Raw genomic sequence first — 19,260 nt, 5'->3', positions numbered from 1 at the left:
GATGCTTCTGTACAGTATAGGACTTTAGTTTGTTTGGCAACCTCATCCAGCAGCTTAGGCCTTATATGTAGTTTCTGTCCGTCAGACCGAGAGTTTGCCTAATGCTTCCTTCAGATTCCACCTCACGGTGGACACCCTTGCCTTCGGCTAACACTTCCAACTGTAATGGCGTGTTCGGGACTTGCACCCTAGAGTTATCGCCCATGCCGGGCGCACCAATAAAAAAGCCTCACACCGAAGTGTAAGGCTTTAATTTTTAGTAGCGGGAACCAGACTCGAACTGATGACCTTCGGGTTATGAGCCCGACGAGCTACCACTGCTCCATCCCGCATTATGTTGTGAAAATCTAACCTCGCGTTAGACTTTTAATATTAGTAGCGGGGACCAGACTCGAACTGATGACCTTCGGGTTATGAGCCCGACGAGCTACCACTGCTCCACCCCGCATTATGTTTTGTAAACCTAACCTCGCGTTAGACTTTTAATATTAGTAGCGGGAACCAGACTCGAACTGATGACCTTCGGGTTATGAGCCCGACGAGCTACCACTGCTCCATCCCGCATTATGTTTTGTAAACCTAACCTCGCGTTAGATCTTAATTTTTAGTAGCGGGAACCAGACTCGAACTGATGACCTTCGGGTTATGAGCCCGACGAGCTACCACTGCTCCATCCCGCATTATATTTTTATATATCATAATCTTTGTTCTTAATGTCAAAATCAAAGATTATTTACTCCCTTAATTGGAGTACAAAGATATTATTTGTTTCTTTGTAAAACAAATAAATATTTAAATAATGTCGCACAAAGCTGGATTCGTAAGTATCATAGGTAAGCCAAATGCAGGTAAGTCTACGCTAATGAATGCTTTAGTAGGTGAAAAAATGTCTATCATTACTCCTAAAGCTCAAACAACTCGCCACCGTATTATGGGAATTGTCAACGATGAAGATCATCAAATCATCTTTTCCGACACGCCTGGTATCATCGTACCTAAGTATTCTTTGCAAGAATCTATGATGAGTTTTGTAGAAGGATCGCTGATAGATGCAGACATTATTTTATTTGTGACTGATATCAATGAGAAGCACGACGAGGAAGATGTTATCACAAAATTGAAAAACACTACTTCTTCGATTGCAGTATTAATTAATAAAATAGATAAATCAACAGAAGAAGAAGTTCGTGCAAAAATTGAATATTGGAAGGAGAAACTTAATCCCGAAGCTATTTTTGCGATGTCGGCTTTATTAGGCTATAATGTACCTCCTATCCTTACCTATATCAAAGATAGGCTTCCAGTACATCCGCCATATTACGAAAAAGATGAATTGACGGACAAATCTATGCGTTTCTTTGCTTCTGAAATGATTCGCGAAAAGATCTTTAAATTGTATTCAAAAGAAATCCCTTACAGTACGGAAGTGGCTGTCACTTCGTACAAAGAAGAAAATAATATTACAAGAATATCTGCCGAAATATATGTCGAGCGCGATTCACAAAAAAACATTATCGTAGGTACTGGGGGCTCAATGATCAAAAAAGTGGGCACATATGCTCGCCAAGATATTGAAGAATTCATCGGCGGAAAGGTATTTTTAGAGCTTTTTGTTAAAGTAGTTCCAGATTGGAGAGCCAAGAAAAATATCTTAAAAAGATTTGGTTACGAAGACTAATAATAATAAATAATTCAGCGTCTTATAGCTGAATTATTATTGAAAATACTCTCGAAGTGCTTTTATCTGTTTTAGATTAAGCACTTTTTTTAATTCTTCTTCCGATTGCTCTTTGATACGCTTTACGGATTTAAACTCCTTTAAAAGTTTCTCTACAGTAGTTTTTCCGATTCCTGGAATATTTTCTAATTCGGATACAAAAGTTTTGCGACTTCGTTGATTGCGGTGAAATGTAATACCAAAACGATGTGCTTCATCCCGCAGATGTTGAATGATTTTCAACGTTTCGGATTTTTTGTCTAAATACAACGGATATTGATCACCAGGATAGAACAGTTCTTCCAATCGTTTAGCGATACCTATGACTGTTACTTTTTTCTCTATACCCAGTAGACGCAAACTTTTCAATGCTGCGCCCAATTGACCTTTACCACCATCAATTACGATTAATTGTGGCAACTCATGTCCTTCATCCAACATCCTTCTGTAGCGACGATGCACTGCTTCTTCCATCGTTGCAAAGTCATTTGGTCCTTCTACTGTTTTCACATTGAAATGTCGGTAATCTTTCTTTGATGGCTTGCCATCCTTGAAAACAACGATTGCTGATACAGGATAATTACCTTGAATATTAGAGTTATCAAAACATTCAATATGGCGAGGCAATACATTCAAACGTAAATCCTTTTGCATCTGCAACAACAAACGATCTGTTCGTACTTCTGGATTCAGTTTTTCGTATTGCAACATTCTTTCTTTCTTGAAGTATGCTACATTTTTCAACGATAAATCTAGCAATTTGCGCTTGTCGCCAAGTTTAGGAACGGTGAATTTCACGAAATCTGGAATCCCTTCGATTTCCAAATCAAAAGGGACAATAATTTCCCGAGAAACCGATTTATATCGATTTCGAATTTCAGGAATAGCAATTTGCAACAATTCGGCATCTGTTTCATCCAATCGCTTTTTCATTTCCAATGTCTGTGTCTGAATGACAACGCCATTCACCACTTTTAAGAAATTCACGAAAGCCAAACTATCATCGGAAGCAATGCTAAACACATCCACATTCGTAATGGAAGAACTTACAACTGTAGATTTTGATTGGTAATTATCAAGCTTATCTAATTTGTTTTTGAGGTAATGTGCCAATTCGAAATTCAACGCAGAAGCAGCATCATTCAAATTCGCTTTAATCCGATTTTTTACAACAGCAATTTTACCATTCAAAATGTCTTTGACATCCGAAAGATTTTGATCGTAATCTTCCAAAGTTTGTAAACCTTCACATGGACCTTTGCAATTTCCAATTTGGTATTCCAGACAGACTTTGTATTTGCCTTTGGCAATTTGCTCTGGCGCAAGATTAAGGTTGCAGGTACGCAAAGGAAATAATTCTCGAATCGTGTCCAAGACGATATGCATCATCCCAACCGATGCATAAGGCCCGAAGTAAGTAGAGCCGTCTTTGATGTACTTACGCGTCCAAAATACGCGTGGAAAATTTTCGTTTTTAATAACAATCCAAGGATAAGTTTTGTCATCCTTGAGCATCACATTATAGCGAGGTTTATGCTTTTTGATGAGATTATTTTCCAACAACCAAGCATCGATTTCTGTGTCGACAATCGTGAAGGCAATACGTTGAATCTTACGAACCAACACACGGGTCTTCGAATTGAGTTGTCTATCATTTACAAAGTAAGAGCTTACACGATTTCTTAAATCTTTGGCCTTGCCCACATAAATCAATACATCCTCTTTATCAAAATATTGATAAACCCCAGGCTTATGCGGAATCTTTTTTAACTCTTCTTTGTAATCAAACGAACTCATCAATGCGAAACAAAAATGCCAGACAACAAATTACGAAAATTCATTATCTGGCGTATTATTAATTTTAAATATTTTAAAAACCTAAACGGTCATCCTGCAATTCAGGCTCTTGTGGCTCTCCGCCATGATATACACCACCGTATTTAGAACAATCAATTGTACGCGTCATTCCTCCTGGAGGCTCAGGAAAATCACCTTTTGAATAATTTAATTTTGAATTGGCGTAAACGCGTTTCATATATAATCCAAATACAGGAAGTGCTGCAGCAGCACCTTGTCCGTATTGCATATTGCTAAAACTAATACTGCGGTCTTCAGCGCCTGTCCATACGCCCGTCACCAATTCTGGTGTCACACCAATAAACCATGCATCCGAATTATCATTTGTTGTACCTGTTTTACCACCCATCGGGTAAGTCAAACCTCCAAATTCAGCACGACGAAGACGACTACCAGTACCTCCATCAACAACACCTTTTAGCATGTCCACCATAATGTAAGCAGATTCGCTGTTCAATACTTTTTTAATGTCAGGTCTATTCTCATATAAAACAGTTCCATCTTTAGTCTCCACACGTAAAATCATCATCGGCTTAATCCAAGTTCCATGATTCACAAAAGCAGAATATGCACCCACCATATCGTACACTGAGGCTTCGTAAGCTCCTAAGGCAATAGATGGATAGTTAGGGACATTAGACGTAATTCCCATTTTGCGTGTCAAATCAGCCACATTAGAAGCCCCTACAAGGTTTATTAAATAAGCAGAAGCATAATTCTGCGAATACTTCAACGCATTTTTTAACGTAATAGGATTACCTCCCTGCACTGTACCTCTTGGTGTCCAATCACCATACGTTTGTTGGTAATTCGGGATAGGTTGACAAGGCGAATAATCATTGTCAATTGCTACAGCATATGTAAAAGGTTTGGCTGTAGAACCTACTTGACGGATACCCATTTTTACCTGATCGTATTTGTAATGTTCAAAGTTAATACCTCCAACCCAAGCCTTGATGTGTCCTGTTTTTGGCTCCATCGACATCAAAGAATTACGTAGTATCAGCTTATTGTATTTGATGGAATCCATAGGCGTCATCAGCGTATCTACGTTTCCACGCCAAGTGAATATGGTCATCTGTGCTTTGGTATTGAATGCTTTTTTGATTTCTGCATCCGTAGCCCCATCATTCTTCATTTGGATATAACGATCCGAACGACGCATACCAGTTTCTAGAAGCTTTGCTCTTTCTCCTGTGAACGCACTTCGATTTCGCCATTGCTTATTAAATTCGTTTTGCAATTTTTGCATCCACTCTTTCTGTGCAGCTTCTGCATATTCTTGCATTTCATAATTTATTGGCGTATAAATTTTCAATCCATCTTTATCCAAATCATATGGCGTTCCATCTTCTTTAGTAATACCAAGACGTTGAAATTCTTTCTTAATTTCATCTTTTAAAACCGCTCTGAAGTAAGGAGCAAGACCTTCACCATAACTTGAAACATTCAAATCTAGTTTCAATGGTTTGACTTTAGCCGCTTCTAATTCTTCTGAAGTAATAAAACCCTCGTTGCGCATATTTGCCATCACCAAATTGCGACGCTCTTGGGAACGTTCGACGTTACGAACGGGAGAATACATCGAAGGTCCTTTTAACATACCCACCAATACCGCAGCCTCTTCAATGGACAGTTTATCCGGAGTCTTATTGAAAAAAGTACGTGATGCGGACTTTATACCATATGTATTTTTATAGCCAAAATCTACGGTATTGAAGTACATCATTATAATCTCTTCTTTGGTATAATTTCGCTCCAAACGCACCGCCGTAATCCATTCTTGCAATTTTTGCATAATACGCTTAATCGTATTACGTTCTCTTTTCTCTGCAAAAAGATTTAATGCTAACTGTTGTGTAATCGTACTTCCCCCTTGTTTGTTTCCCATTAAAGTGTGGAAAACCGTAGTTATTGTACGCGAATAGTCAATACCAGAATGTCCATAAAAACGCTTATCTTCTGTGGAAATCAAGGCTTGAACTAAATATGGAGAGAGATCACTAAACTCAACATTGGAACGATTTTGTCTATAATATGTCCCTAATACACGATTATCATCAGTCAAAATTTCGGAAGCCAGATTACTTTGAGGATTCTCTAATTCATCAAAGCTTGGTAATTTTCCAAACAAACCGATACGCACTAAAAATAAAAACAACGCACCAAATCCAATTAGCCCTAACAATATTACCCAGAACCTGCGGGTATAACGTTTTATATCTTCTGCTGTCAGTTTACTATTCTTCGATTCTCTCTTCATGTTATCACGTAGAACACTAATTTTCTATATATTTCTTCAAATAATCATTTATAAAGGACATCTCTTCAGACATATCCAATACTGATTTTGGAACTACAAATGTACTATATTTTTTTTCATCAATTTTGATTATTTGAGGCAGCAAATTCAGAATCTTGCTTTCAAATTCTTTAGCAGTCTCCAAATTTTCAAATACCCCAACCTTAATCATTTGATGTGAATTATCTAACTCAGATAAATTATGCCCATAGCCCTGACGGGGAAACCTTGTACGAATAAATTGACCTATTCCATAACGTGTAGCCGACAAATTAATTTTGAGATCATCTACAAGGACAACAAAATAATATGGTTCTAATTCCGGTAGTTTATAGTCAATAAATGTTCCAGTTTTATTAATTGAAGAATCGGTAACGAATTCCAATGTAGTTTTATCATTATCTATTGCACCTAAATCAGCAACCAACAATATTGCCTTTTCTAATGCAATTTGACGGTTCGCAAACATTGACTTATTCCTTTCGATAAAATCGATATGTGAATGAACACTTTTTACAATCGCTCTGTCCTGATTATATCTTGTTAAAATTTCTGTAAAAGATCTTAACAAAGAATCAACAGGAAAGATATGTCCAATCGCAAATGCTTTCAAATAAGCCAACCGTGATCGATCTTGCGGGAATAAGCTAGAATCATTAACTAAATTCTCTACCCCAACTATTACATTCTGGAAACTGTCTAGCTGATATTGAGCATATAAATTTGAATAAACCGTAAAAAACTGTTGTCTTTGAGTAATCAACTCAGAATATTTATTATTCAAGATGTCAACTTTTGACGTATCCAGAAGCGCAGAAAGGTGTAAGTAATCAAAGGCAGTATCTTTAATATCCAACTTTTCTATAATAGACAAAGCTTCATCTTGCAAACCAAGATTAATGTAGAACTTGGCTAAATCATACTTAGCATGAGACATCATTTTATCTGTGGCTTCCGATTTTAGCAGATTAAGCAATTCTGTAGAATTCGTTATTATTTTTTGATCTTTACGCTCAAAATAAATCAAATAGTTGGGTTGGATACTTTCAAACTGATTTTGTGCTAGATCATACATCTTATCTTTGACAAAAAGTTTAGCCAATTCAAAATGTGATTTACTTATTAATAGAGAAGGCGTATCGTCCTGCTCTAATACTTTCTCAAAATAGTGACTTGCTGAATCACTCATTAGATACTCGGTATACAAATTTGCCAGCGCAAAATCCAGCTGCCGCTCCTTTCCTATCGTATAGCCTTTTTTATTTAGAGCTTCCAATTTCACGATCTGCTGACTTCGTTCGAATTGCTGTAAGGAAATCAATTCAATCTCGGCTTGCAATTTCAATTCGGAAGGTGCAGTATTCGATCGAGCAAGTTGATGCAAATACCCAACAGCTTTATCGGGATTTTTTATAGACAATCGCTCCCCTAATTTTAATTGCCAATACTTTTTATATTTTTTAGGAACATTATTCGCTAATGCTTTTTCAAGATAAAATATTGCTGAATCCAAGTTATCTAGTTGAAAAAATATTTCAGCTTTATGTGCAGCATAAATACTTTTATCTTTTTTAGATAAACTATCAGCACTTAATTTCTCCAGTAATTGCAAAGCGATTTGCTCTTTTCCAATATGACTAAGCACTCTAGATTTCCAGAATATAATATCTGACGTCAATAAATTGTTCTCCGATAATGCAAAATATTCGAGTGAGGTGTAATAATCTGCTTTGAGGTAATAGGCTTTTCCTAATTTAAAATATAGGCTATTTTTGAAATCTGAATCTGTTGCTTGTGGTAATAATTCTAGTAACTTCAGAATCGCAGCTTCAACATCTTTCTCGTATTTAAAATCTGGCACACCAAACAAGGAATTCGGTAACCAAATAATTTCTTCCCTTACCATTCCTTCCTCAGCTTCCTTTAACACTTTATCGACATTATATAGTGCGTTATAACGTAATTTGAACGCTGCCGAGTTGGAAGTTTTCAAAGCTACTGAAGTATTATTCACCGAACGACAACCTACTTCCACCAATAGAATGATGAGGAATACGCCATACAGAAAGACTTTTGAAAGCTGATTCACAATTACCAAATTGGTCAAGTAAGTATTCAAATATAATATTTCAGGTACGCATAAGCGAATGTAGATCAAAGCATTTACCTAAAATAATTAGTTAATACTATTTGAATCCTTACCTTTAAGGTACAAAATATGAAAGCATCGTCGTCTAAAGGCTTATTGTTTATATTTATCACAGTTGTCATTGATTCGATTGGCTTAGGCATAATCATTCCGGTGATGCCCAAACTTATTCAAGAACTCATCCATGGCGATTTGAGTCAAGCCTCGACCTATGGTGGATGGCTGGTTTTTGTCTATGCATTTGCGCAATTCTTCTTTGCTTCGGTGCTCGGCAATTTGAGTGACAAATACGGGAGAAGACCCATTCTGCTCTTTTCACTGTTTGGATTTTGTATTAACTATATTTTGACGGGTCTCGCGCCATCAATTCTTTGGCTTTTTATAGGACGCTTAGTAGCTGGAGTCACTGGCGCAAGCCATACTGTCGCAGCAGCTTATATTGCAGATATCAGTACCCCTCAAAATAAAGCACAAAATTTTGGACTTCTGGGCGCAGCATTTGGGTTGGGATTCATTCTGGGACCTGTTTTAGGTGGTGTTTTAGGACAATACGGCTCACGTATTCCATTCTTTGCGGCAGCAGGGTTATGCCTATTAAATGTTGTATACGGCTATTTTGTAATTCCAGAATCCCTGAAACTCGAATTGCGAAGACCTTTTAGCTGGAAAAATGCCAATCCTATCGGCGCATTCAAACATATAAAATCATACCCAAATATCATTCCTCTGATAGTTTGTATTTTCCTGATCAATATTGCAGCTAACGCTGTGCAAAGTACGTGGTCTTATTACACGATGGAAAAATTCAGTTGGGACGAAAGAATGGTGGGACTTTCCTTAGGCTTTGTTGGTACGTTATTGATGATTGTGCAAGCAGGACTGATACGTATTGCTATTCCCAAACTTGGCTTACAAAAAGCAATTCTTACTGGATTAATTCTATATGTATTAGCGTATTCCCTTTTTGGATTTGCTTCTGCCAGCTGGATGATGTATGCGATCAGTATATTTTTTGTGTCGGCAGGAATTGCTGGTCCAGCATTGCAAAGCTATATTTCGGATCGCATTCCTCAAAATGAGCAAGGACAAATTCAAGGTGGAATTACATCGGTGATTAGTCTAACTTCTATTATCGGTCCTTTGTTAATGACAAGTTTATTCGCTTACTTTTCTAAAAAAGATGTGCACCCGTATTTTCCAGGTGCACCATTTATATTGTCCGCTGCTTTAGCCATTACAGCACTTATTATTGCGTGCGTATATTTCAGAAAGAAATGATTTATTTTTGTATTAAACACACCGCATAAGCAACCGCTCCTTCTTGGCGACCGATAAAGCCCATTGTCTCATTCGTCGTAGCTTTGATAGATATATCATCTACATCAAGTCCAGTTGCTTCTGCGATTTTTACCTTCATTTGTGGAATATATGGTTTAATTTTAGGCGCCTCTAAACAAAGCATAGCATCAATATTCCCGAGCGTCCAGCCTTTTTCGCCAATTAATCGCATACATTCTTTTAACAACAATAAACTACTTACACCTTTCCATTTCATGTCGGTATTGGGAAAATGATAACCAATATCTTCCAAATTCGCTGCGCCAAGAATAGCATCGCAAATAGCATGAACCAATACATCCGCATCAGAATGCCCAAAAGCACCAGCATGATGTTCTAATTGTACACCGCCCAAAATAAAAGGATGCCCTTCTTTCAACTGATGCACATCAAAACCAAAACCTACTTTAATTTTCATAATAGACGAAAATACGCTTTTAAAAGGACAAAATATTAGTAATAATGGCAAGACTATGCAGTATGTTCTAAAATAATTTCTATTTTTGAATGTTACTATTAATCCAATTCGATCCATACTATGCATAATTTGCGTATACGTTTAGCAGCTATATTTATTACATTAAGCTTATTTACTGTTTTTTCATGTAAAAACAACAGAAATAATGTATCTGATAAAACTGGCGTTAAGTATAACGATCCATATAATGGAGGCCTTCAAATAAATAGAAAAGTTAAACAAGCTCCAGGTCCAGGACTGATAGCAATAGAAGGTGGTACTTTTGTTATGGGCGGAAGTCTCAATGAGGATGTGGCTTACGCGCACGACAATCTCAAACGTCGTGTTACAGTCGCTTCATTCTATATCGATGAGACAGAAGTTTCTAATGCAGACTGGCTAGAATATTTGCATTGGATAGGACAAAATTTCCCTCAAGATCGTAAAATGTACTACGATGCGTTGCCCGATACTTTAGTATGGCGTAATCCTTTATCATACAATGAACCCTACGTGAATTTTTATTTGCGTCATCCGTCTTTCCAAGATTACCCTGTTGTAGGAGTTTCATGGGATCAAGCAAATGCATATGCACAATGGCGTACTGATCGTGTTAACGAACATATTTTGAGACAAAGAGGGGTTTTAGCAGATTACCAAACAGTTAATCAGCAACAACAAACAAATCCTCCATTCAATTCTGAAATATATTTAAACGGTCAATATCAAGGTCAAGGAATAGATGGTGATAAGATGCCTAAAGATAATCGCCCGGGTGCTCAACAAAATGCACGTCGTACTGTACGTATGGAAGATGGCATATTGAAGCAGGCATATCGCCTGCCAACAGAAGCCGAATGGGAATATGCTGCGCTTGGACTGATCGGAAATACTTTCGAAGGCAATATTGAATCAAACAAAACATACCCTTGGAATGGATTAGGTGTTCGCGATCATAAACGCCGTACACAAGGCCGTATGATGGCGAATTTCAAAATCACAAGCGGAAATAATATGGGGGTCGCTGGTAATCTAAATGATGGTGGAGATATTACAGTGCCTGTAAAAAGCTATCAACCAAACGATTTTGGATTATACAATATGGCTGGTAATGTCAATGAATGGGTAAGTGATGTATATCGCCAACTCTCTTTTGAAGATTTTGAGGATTTCAATCCTTACCGTGGTCATGTCTTCATGGACAACCAATATGAAGATGCGGAGACAGGAAAGTTAGCAAAAGATCAGTATGGAAGACCAATTAAAATAGTGGCAAAAGCTCCTCGCAAACAGACTTGGGAAGAATTGCAAGCTGGACAAAATACAAATGAGCAAGCTGCATACGATAGTGATGTAAGAGGATTCAAAGACGAAGAGCAAAAAGAACTATACGGTAAAACAACTTTGGTAAATGATAAATCAAGAGTTTACAAAGGTGGGTCTTGGAATGACCGAGCATATTGGTTGAATCCTGGCACACGTCGTCATATGCAACAAGATGAGTCTAATGCAATGATTGGCTTTAGATGTGCAATGACCATGGTAGGAAATGTATTTGGTCCCGCTAAAAAATAACTTTATCCGTATAAATCCGAAATTTTGAGATATATTATCTCTAACATGAAGCGGAATAAAAGACAAATGGTTCGATTAAAAATCGAACCATTTGTCTTTTATTCAATATCCAATCCTTCTAATACAGGAATCGGCTTTTTATCTTCTCCCAATGCGACAAACGTAAACATCCCTTGTATAGCGAGCTCACGTCCTTCTTCGTACATATGCTCAAGATAAATTTCCACTTTCACTTTCAAACTTGTACACCCTACACTATCTACGCGAGCAATAGCTTCAATGATACTTCCCGACGGAATAGCTTTTTCAAAATTAATCTTATCCGACGATACCGTAACCAATGTTTTACGACAAAATCGAGTCGCTGCCATAAATGAAACTTCATCCATGATTGCCATGGCCTTCCCTCCAAACAAAGTGTCATGGTGATTCGTCAAAAATGGAAATACCGTCGTACACACCCTTGTCTCTGCCTGATCTATTCTCTCTTCTAAAGTCATTTTTAAATTATTTGCACAAAAGTACAATTTCTAAACGTTTTGCACATCCACCCCTATACCTTTAAGCAAAAGTGAAGCATTGAAAATCGTACATTTTCCATTTTTCAATTTATAATCAAACAACATTTCGCCGTCTTTTACCTGAATATCAAAATGGTAATTTTTCAAACGACCTATATATTCTTCTTCCAAACTTGCCAATTGCAAATCATGCGTCGCGACCATCCCTTTTCCATTTATTGCTAATATTTTACGTATTATAGCTTTTGAACCTAGATATTTATCTACAGAATTGGTACCTCGAAGCATTTCATCTATCAATACAAATGTGTCGGAATTTGCTGAAAGTTGATCCAAAATGAACTTCATGCGATCCAATTCTGCCTTAAATGTAGAAGTACTTTCATTCAAACTATCTTTGATACGCATATAACTCACTAAGTTATAAATAGGTAATTCAAACTTCGATGCGCAAGTCACCGCTCCAGCATACGCTAACACAGCATTAATCCCAAAAGTACGCAAGAAAGTACTTTTACCTGCCATATTAGAACCTGTAATTAACGCCAACTGATGATCCGCAGCTTCATAATTATTTGCTACTGCAAAATCTTTGTTGATAAGCGGATGATTAATATCTAGTGCTGAAATACCATCACTATGTGCACTGTCTAAAATCTTCGGTGTAGACCAATTCGGATAATTACTTTTGAGTGTCGCTAGACTCAATAATGCTTCAAATTCTGCGATAATATCAAATGCTTTTAGCACATTACCTTCATAATTCTTCTTCCAATCAACGATGGCTAATACTTGCTTGAAATCCCAAAGCAAAAGCATATTCAATACAGCCCCAACGAGGATATTATTACGCGCATCTAATTTATCCACTAGACTCCCCAAATGTTTAAAAGCTGTTGATAAATTTTCCTGTTTGTCTGTTTTTAATTCCACTTGCAATTTTTGGTTCAATTCCGAAGAAAATTTTTCATCTTCTACCATTTTCACTGCGTCAGAATACGCAATCAAAGTAACTCCAATCTTATCGATTCTACTCGAAAAATAAGAAACCTTACCTCCTAACGCCATTGCCCACATCAAATGGATAAGCGCCAAAAGCAACATATAATTCCACACGGGAGTCACAAACAATGACAAAATTACGCCTACCACAAAAAGAAATGGCGCTATTTTGACGTATATACGCATAAAGGATGAACCAAAATTCAATGATCCGTCTTCCATATAACGCGTGAGAAAAGTTTTGATATTTACCTTTTGCCCAAGATTAAACAACAATTTAGTTTGCAATAACTGCGTCCATTCTCTTTTGGATGCTAACTCAGCACTTGCTTCCTGTCTTTCCAAAATTCGATGTTTGCTGGCTGCCTTCAAAAACCATGAAGCTAGCATTGATACACCATCATTTGTGGCTGCCCTATTGATTAAGGAAAATAAAGATTTTGGACCGAAAATATCTAAATCGGAGATGTAAGCATGTTTTGGTTCATCAAACTCTATTCCATCAAGATATATGTTTTCCGAATGCTCTTTCACATTCAATTCATTCTCATTTACACGTAAGAACGCTTTCTTTTCATCACGAATTTTTTCCAGCTTACTTTGACGCAGCACTAAGTATGCAAAGCCTAATACGATCGCAAAAACTGCAATAAGCAATATCCAAATATTGTTCATTTGGAATATTTGGAATAAAGCTATAGCACCAATTAGAATTAGTGCCAATCGCATTAAACTATTTCTGTTGATATTTTTATCAAGAACTGCAAGTTCTTGTTTTGTCTGTTGGATATTTTGTTCGTAGAATGCCTTCATTAGGGCTAAAGATAGTCAAAAGCTCCTGAAGAATTGGAATGCTAATAAAATTACCAAGCTTTATCGCCAACCAACGGAACAAATCGAAAAGTATCTAATTCTATACGTTCAAAATCATTTTCGCCTATGCGAAGAATCGTAACCATCTTTTGAGATTTCTCATCTCCTACCGGAATAACTAATAATCCGCCTAGTCGCAATTGCTTAAGCATAATCTCAGGAACGAATGGAGCTCCCGCAGTTACAATAATCTTATCATATGGCGCATGCTCAGCAATGCCTTTAGAACCATCTCCTAAAAAGAAGTTTGGCTTGTAGCCCATGTAAGGCAATACTTGGATTGTACGATTGTACAAATTTTCCTGACGCTCAATAGTGTACACTTCTGCGCCTAGCTCCAACAAAACACAAGTTTGGTAACCCGACCCAGTGCCAATTTCTAGCACCTTATCTCCCTTTTTCACATGCAATAATTCCGATTGATAAGCCACCGTATACGGCTGCGAAATCGTCTGTCCATCGCCTATTGGGAAAGCAATATCTTTATATGCTTGATTCCAAAATGTCTCGTCAAAAAAGTAATGACGTGGAACTTTACCGATGGCTTCGAGCACACGCTTATCCTGTATACCTCGACTTTCTAGATGCTTTACCAGCTTATTCCTTGCGCCCTTCTCTCTGTAATTATCTATGAATTTATATGCCATCGTTCGTCAAAAATACCATTGTTTGCCCATATTATTAAAGAATAAATACAATTAATTCGAAGCCAATAGGTTTAGATTTTCCTTTCATATTTTAGGGTTTACAGTTTTTAATAGGTAATTTCATAAATTTAATAAATGTTATGATAATACGATATTTTCTACCCCTTCTATTCGTGATTTTTAGTTCCTGTGATTTTCAAGGTGATAACCCTAAGCGCAGTGAAGAATTCAAAAGTGAGATCGAAAAAATTTTATCCGAACAAGATTTAAAGGGTACAATTTTAGTTTTTGATTCAAAAAATAAAACCTATTATTCTAACAATTTTGAACTAGCCGAAAAAGGATATTTGCCTGCTAGCACATTTAAAATCGTTAATTCCATTATTGCATTAGAAACAAATGTGCTAAAGGATGAGAATGATTCCATGAAATGGGATGGAGAAAAGCGTGCTTTTGACTCCTGGGAGAAAGACATGACAGTACGTGAGGCCTTCCAAGCCTCCTGTCTGCCTTGCTATCAAAATGTTGCACGACATATTGGTGAAAAGCGTATGAAAACTTATCTGAACAAATTGCATTACAATAATATGGATGTAAATGAGAGTACAATTGCCAATTTTTGGATTGAGGGGAAATCCCGCATTTCGCCATTTGAGCAAGTTGATTTCTTACAACGTATTTACACGAAGAAATTGCCCATACTAAACTCAACATATGATAAAATGTTGCGCATTTTTGAAAAGGAAAACACATCTAATTACATTTATTTTGGGAAAACCGGCTGGTCTCAAGACAACGATCATAATAATGGCTGGTTTGTCGGACTAATAGACAAAAAACCTGATGTATTTTATTTCGCACTAAATGTTGAACCTATCGATCAAAATAACACAAGTAAATTTGCAGAAGGTCGAGAATTAGCGACACGAGAAGTTTTAAAATTATTGCAAATCCTATAAGAAACACACATATACTATGAAAAAAATATCTACAGCATTATTGCTATTAATTTTCTTTTGCTTAAGTGCTTCCGCGCAAGATAAAATCTTAAAAGTCCTAGCGATAGGAAATAGTTTTTCGGAAGATGGAATCGAAAATTATCTTTATGATTTAGCAAAAGCTGATGGCAAAAAAATTATTATCGGAAATATGTACATTGGTGGAGCATCTGTCGAACTTCATGTCAAAAAATCACGTGAAGATAAAGCTGCATATGCTTATCGCAAAATAGGTTTGGACGGAAAAAAAGTCGCGACAAAGGATGTGAGTATTTCTAAAGCAATCGCAGATGAAGAATGGGATTACATAAGCCTACAACAAGCAAGTCCTTATTCGGGACAATACGATGTAATTATGAATGACTTACCAGAATTAATAAAGTATGTCAATTCTTTGAAAAAGCCTCACACTAAATTATTGTATCACCAAACTTGGGCTTATCAACATGATTCTGATCACAAAGGTTTCGCGAATTACGATAACAGCCAATCTAAGATGTTTACAGCAATAGCGAATACTACAAAGAGAATCAGCAAAATAAAAGATTTTGACATGGTAATTCCAGCAGGAACAGCTATTCAAAATGCCCGAACTTCTTCGCAAGGTGACACCTATACACGTGATGGCTATCATTTGGAATTGACCTATGGAAGATTCACCGCGGCCTGTACTTGGTATGAAAAGTTATTTGGTATTGATGTACGCAAGAATAGTTACAAACCAGAAAAAGTTACCGACAACCAAGCTAAAATTGCCAAGCAAGCAGCTCATAAAGCGGTAAAGAAACCGTTTAAAATATCAAAAATAAAACTATAATATAACAAAAGAGCGAGATAAGCCTCGCTCTTTCTATTTAATACGGATCTACATCAATTACCGTTCGCACACCTGCATTATGTTTATCCAGTTCGAAATGCAATATTGCTGTACGTATCAATTCTTTCACTTTATTGATGCTGATATTCGTACGTTCGATTTTCAATGTAATGATTTGTATATAATGATTTCGGACGCGAGAAACCAACGGTGGTTCTGGTCCTAAAATCCTATTTCCCAAAGAAGCTCTCAGTAGATTAGCCAATTTCTGGGCTGAATCTAAAGTCTGCTGCTGATCGGGATGTTTAACATCAATTTTGATAATACGATAAAAAGGCGGATAGGCAAAGTTCTTACGTTCGGTCACTTCCTGCATAAACATACCGCTATAATCGTGATTCACGACTTGTTCAATCACACGATGCTTCGGCGTATAAGTTTGGATGATTACTTTCCCTTGATTTTGACGACGACCAGCACGACCTGCTACTTGAGAAAATAATGAAAAAGCTCGTTCATAAGCCCTGAATTCAGGAAAATTAATTATCGTGTCTGCATTCAATATCCCGATCAGACTCACACGACCAAAGTCCAATCCTTTCGCTACCATCTGCGTACCAATTAGCACGTCATACTCATGATCATCAAAAGCCGAAATAATACGATCGAAACCATATTTACCTTTCGTAGAATCCAAATCCAAACGTCCAATCCGTAGATTAGGCATCAAAATCTCTAACTCCTCCTCTACCCTTTCCGTTCCAAAACCCTTACTCTCCATATGCGGTAGTCCACAAGCTGGACATACATTTACGGTATTCTCGGAATGTCCACAATAATGGCAATGCAACAAATCAGAAGTCTTATGATACGTCATGCTTACATCGCAATTCACACATTTCGCAACATAGCCACAGGTACTGCATTGCACAAATGGTGTATGACCACGACGATTTTGGAATAAAATAACTTGCTCATTTTTCGCGACAGCTTCTTCTATTCCTTTCAACAAACTTGCGCTGAAATATGAATGCATTTCTTCTTTTCGCGAAACTTCAGGAATATCGACAATTTCTATTTCGGGCAATTGCGCCTCACCAAATCGTTGCAACAATTCCACCAACCCATATTTATTGGCTTTAGCATTATAATAACTTTCGACAGAAGGTGTAGCCGAGCCTAATAACACTTTTGAATGATGCAAATGTGCCAAATAGATCGCAGTATCACGCGCATGATAACGCGGCGCTGGATCATATTGTTTATATGAGTTTTCGTGTTCTTCGTCCACTATTATTAACCCCAAATCACGAAACGGTAAAAACACCGACGAACGCGCACCAATAACTATTTTGAACTCATTCTTAATAACTTTATGCCACACTTCTGCTCGTTCATTGTCATTAAATTTGGAGTGATAAACCCCCAAATCATTGCCAAAATGGAGTTTTAGTCTTTCTGTAATCTGTGTAGTCAATGCAATTTCAGGCAGAAGATACAATGCATTTTTGCCTGAAGTCAATGCCTGTTCAATCATCCGAATATAAATCTGTGTCTTCCCTGATGCTGTGACACCATGCAAGAGGACTACATCCTTTTGCTCAAATTGTTGATTTATCGATTCGAAAGCCTTTTGTTGTGTCTCACTAAATGTAAAATCTTTTGTCAACAGCACATCAATACCTTGGAAACGGCTAACAACTTTTTCTTTTACATCAAAAACACCTTTATCGATCAACGCTGTAATTGCACCTGCACCACAAGCTGTGGCCTCCATCAAATCCTGACGCGTAATATCTTCTTGCGATTTTGCTAATTGCAAAAATCCGAGAACGGCATCTTGTTGTTTCGGCGCGCGATTTAAGCTATCTAACAATAATCTTTTTCCTTCTGAATCATTATACAATGCAGCTAATCGAAGGTAAGCCTTAGTTTTTGGTTTGTATCGTTCTTTTATTTCTTCCGAAATCTGTATAAAACCCTTTTCAAATAATGATTTCAACAAAGGAAAAACAGATTTTTGCCCGAGAATCTTAGAAACGTCCCCAACAGACAATTCGCCCGCCACATCTAATGCATCCAATACCAAAAAAGCTTTGTCCGATAATACCGATCGATCCAATTCCTGATTATCTACAGCTATAATTTTAGTCTCAGATGCCATCTTTAAGGCTGCAGGCAAAGCAGCTTGCATCACTTCACCCAAATAACACATGTAATAATCTGCTATCCATTCCCAAAGCTTCAATTGACCTTCATCCACGATAGCCTGATCATCCACGACATCCAAAATATACTTAGCCTCATATTTTTCAGGCGGATCTGTCGTCACATCTTTTACGATAGCAGAATAAACCTTATTTCGACCAAATTGTACAATCACGCGCACACCAATACCAATCTTTTCATTCAGCTCGTTCGGCACGCGATAGGTATACGTTTTGGCGATAGCCAATGGTAAGATGACCTCTACAAAAAAAGTTTTTCGTTCTGCAAATAAATCTGGGCTCGACATATACACAAATGTAAAGAAAAAGCCTCTGATAGCGATTATCAGAGGCTCAATATTTTGGACGTAAATGGTATTATGCTCTATTCTTCAATGCCGCAATAAACAAACCTATCCATCCTACAATAAAACATAAGCCTCCCAACGGAGTAATAGGACCTAAAATTGAAACCTTTTCAATTCCCAACAATTCACGTACACTCAATAAGTATAATGAACCAGAAAATAGCAAAATCCCTATGGTAAAAAAGATAAAGGAAACACGAATAGACTGACTTTTTGCACGTGAAAAAGTAGATAAAAATAATAAAGCTAAAGTATGGTAGAAATGATATTGATTCGCCGTTTTCCAGGTATCAATATGATATTCACTGATTTTGCCTTCTAATCCATGAGCACCAAAAGCCCCCAAAATCACAGCTATAACTCCAAAAAATGAGGCTGTTAGAATGATTTGCTTATTCATTAATTACGATTCAAAAAATAATTTCAGTTAAT

General features: G+C 37.1%; 14 protein-coding genes and 4 tRNA genes. 5 read left to right on the top strand and 13 right to left on the bottom strand.

All coding sequences use genetic code 11. From position 1 onward, the window contains the following. Positions 1-260: 260 nt before the first annotated feature. From FLS47_RS08775 to FLS47_RS08760, 4 genes are all read right to left on the bottom strand, one after another. A tRNA-Met gene (locus FLS47_RS08775) sits at positions 261-332 on the bottom strand. A gap of 44 nt (positions 333-376) precedes the next feature. Beyond that, positions 377-448: transfer RNA gene (locus FLS47_RS08770), tRNA-Met, on the bottom strand. A 44-nt stretch (positions 449-492) separates the two neighbouring features. Continuing rightward, a tRNA-Met gene (locus FLS47_RS08765) sits at positions 493-564 on the bottom strand. A gap of 44 nt (positions 565-608) precedes the next feature. Next, positions 609-680, bottom strand: a tRNA-Met gene (locus FLS47_RS08760). Positions 681-799: 119 nt separating this feature from the next. On the opposite strand from FLS47_RS08760, the gene era reads away from it, so the two are divergent. After that, the gene (gene era, locus FLS47_RS08755; protein WP_149913988.1) at positions 800-1,678 is read left to right on the top strand and encodes a GTPase Era; all 879 of its coding nucleotides are present in this window, start codon (positions 800-802) and stop codon (positions 1,676-1,678) included. 36 nt (positions 1,679-1,714) lie between these two features. Here era and uvrC read toward each other — a convergent pair whose 3' ends face one another. The 3 genes from uvrC to FLS47_RS08740 form a co-directional block, all read right to left on the bottom strand. Continuing rightward, positions 1,715-3,514, bottom strand: coding sequence for an excinuclease ABC subunit UvrC (gene uvrC, locus FLS47_RS08750; protein ID WP_149913987.1), 1,800 nt, complete (start codon positions 3,512-3,514; stop codon positions 1,715-1,717). A 73-nt stretch (positions 3,515-3,587) separates the two neighbouring features. Then, the gene (locus tag FLS47_RS08745) at positions 3,588-5,837 is read right to left on the bottom strand and encodes a penicillin-binding protein 1A (protein ID WP_149913986.1); all 2,250 of its coding nucleotides are present in this window, start codon (positions 5,835-5,837) and stop codon (positions 3,588-3,590) included. 16 nt (positions 5,838-5,853) lie between these two features. Continuing rightward, positions 5,854-7,995 carry a tetratricopeptide repeat protein gene (locus tag FLS47_RS08740; protein WP_149913985.1) on the bottom strand — a complete coding sequence of 714 codons (2,142 nt, stop codon included), beginning with the start codon at positions 7,993-7,995 and terminating at the stop codon, positions 5,854-5,856. Positions 7,996-8,094: 99 nt separating this feature from the next. Here FLS47_RS08740 and FLS47_RS08735 point away from each other — a divergent pair, with 99 nt between their 5' ends. After that, the gene (locus FLS47_RS08735) at positions 8,095-9,303 is read left to right on the top strand and encodes a TCR/Tet family MFS transporter (protein WP_149913984.1); all 1,209 of its coding nucleotides are present in this window, start codon (positions 8,095-8,097) and stop codon (positions 9,301-9,303) included. Position 9,304: 1 nt separating this feature from the next. Here FLS47_RS08735 and ispF read toward each other — a convergent pair whose 3' ends face one another. After that, complete coding sequence (gene ispF / locus FLS47_RS08730; RefSeq protein WP_149913983.1) at positions 9,305-9,781, bottom strand: 2-C-methyl-D-erythritol 2,4-cyclodiphosphate synthase; 477 nt, start codon at positions 9,779-9,781, stop codon at positions 9,305-9,307. A 120-nt stretch (positions 9,782-9,901) separates the two neighbouring features. Between ispF and FLS47_RS08725 the strand changes: the two genes are divergently transcribed. Next, positions 9,902-11,395 (top strand): SUMF1/EgtB/PvdO family nonheme iron enzyme, encoded by a 1,494-nt coding sequence (locus FLS47_RS08725; protein ID WP_149913982.1) that lies wholly within the window; start codon positions 9,902-9,904, stop codon positions 11,393-11,395. Positions 11,396-11,493: 98 nt separating this feature from the next. Here FLS47_RS08725 and FLS47_RS08720 read toward each other — a convergent pair whose 3' ends face one another. The 3 genes from FLS47_RS08720 to FLS47_RS08710 are packed head-to-tail and all read right to left on the bottom strand — an operon-like array spanning position 11,494 to position 14,438. After that, positions 11,494-11,895: an acyl-CoA thioesterase gene (locus FLS47_RS08720; protein WP_149913981.1), complete on the bottom strand. Its 402-nt coding sequence runs from the start codon at positions 11,893-11,895 to the stop codon at positions 11,494-11,496. Between the two features lie 30 nt (positions 11,896-11,925). Next, positions 11,926-13,731, bottom strand: coding sequence for a MutS-related protein (locus tag FLS47_RS08715; protein WP_149913980.1), 1,806 nt, complete (start codon positions 13,729-13,731; stop codon positions 11,926-11,928). 50 nt (positions 13,732-13,781) lie between these two features. Continuing rightward, positions 13,782-14,438, bottom strand: a complete 657-nt coding sequence (locus tag FLS47_RS08710) for a protein-L-isoaspartate(D-aspartate) O-methyltransferase (RefSeq protein ID WP_149913979.1) — start codon at positions 14,436-14,438, stop codon at positions 13,782-13,784. Positions 14,439-14,578: 140 nt separating this feature from the next. Between FLS47_RS08710 and blaOXA the strand changes: the two genes are divergently transcribed. Together blaOXA and FLS47_RS08700 are read left to right on the top strand one after the other, a co-directional pair. Next, on the top strand, positions 14,579-15,397 hold the full coding sequence (gene blaOXA / locus FLS47_RS08705; protein ID WP_149913978.1) for a class D beta-lactamase: 819 nt from the start codon (positions 14,579-14,581) through the stop codon (positions 15,395-15,397). Positions 15,398-15,413: 16 nt separating this feature from the next. Next, a complete protein-coding gene (locus FLS47_RS08700) occupies positions 15,414-16,253 on the top strand; it encodes a DUF4886 domain-containing protein (protein ID WP_149913977.1) in 840 nt (279 codons plus the stop codon). Between the two features lie 37 nt (positions 16,254-16,290). Here FLS47_RS08700 and priA read toward each other — a convergent pair whose 3' ends face one another. Next, entirely contained in the window at positions 16,291-18,768 is a 2,478-nt protein-coding gene (priA, locus tag FLS47_RS08695) for a replication restart helicase PriA (protein ID WP_149913976.1), read from the bottom strand. A gap of 70 nt (positions 18,769-18,838) precedes the next feature. After that, positions 18,839-19,228: a DUF423 domain-containing protein gene (locus FLS47_RS08690; RefSeq protein WP_149913975.1), complete on the bottom strand. Its 390-nt coding sequence runs from the start codon at positions 19,226-19,228 to the stop codon at positions 18,839-18,841. Positions 19,229-19,260: the final 32 nt, after the last annotated feature.

The sequence above is a fragment of the Sphingobacterium cavernae genome (genome assembly GCF_008520265.1).
In the GTDB taxonomy this organism is placed as follows: domain Bacteria; phylum Bacteroidota; class Bacteroidia; order Sphingobacteriales; family Sphingobacteriaceae; genus Sphingobacterium; species Sphingobacterium cavernae.
Note: the sequence above shows the minus strand (reverse complement) of the source record. Positions and strands in the feature narration are given on the sequence as shown.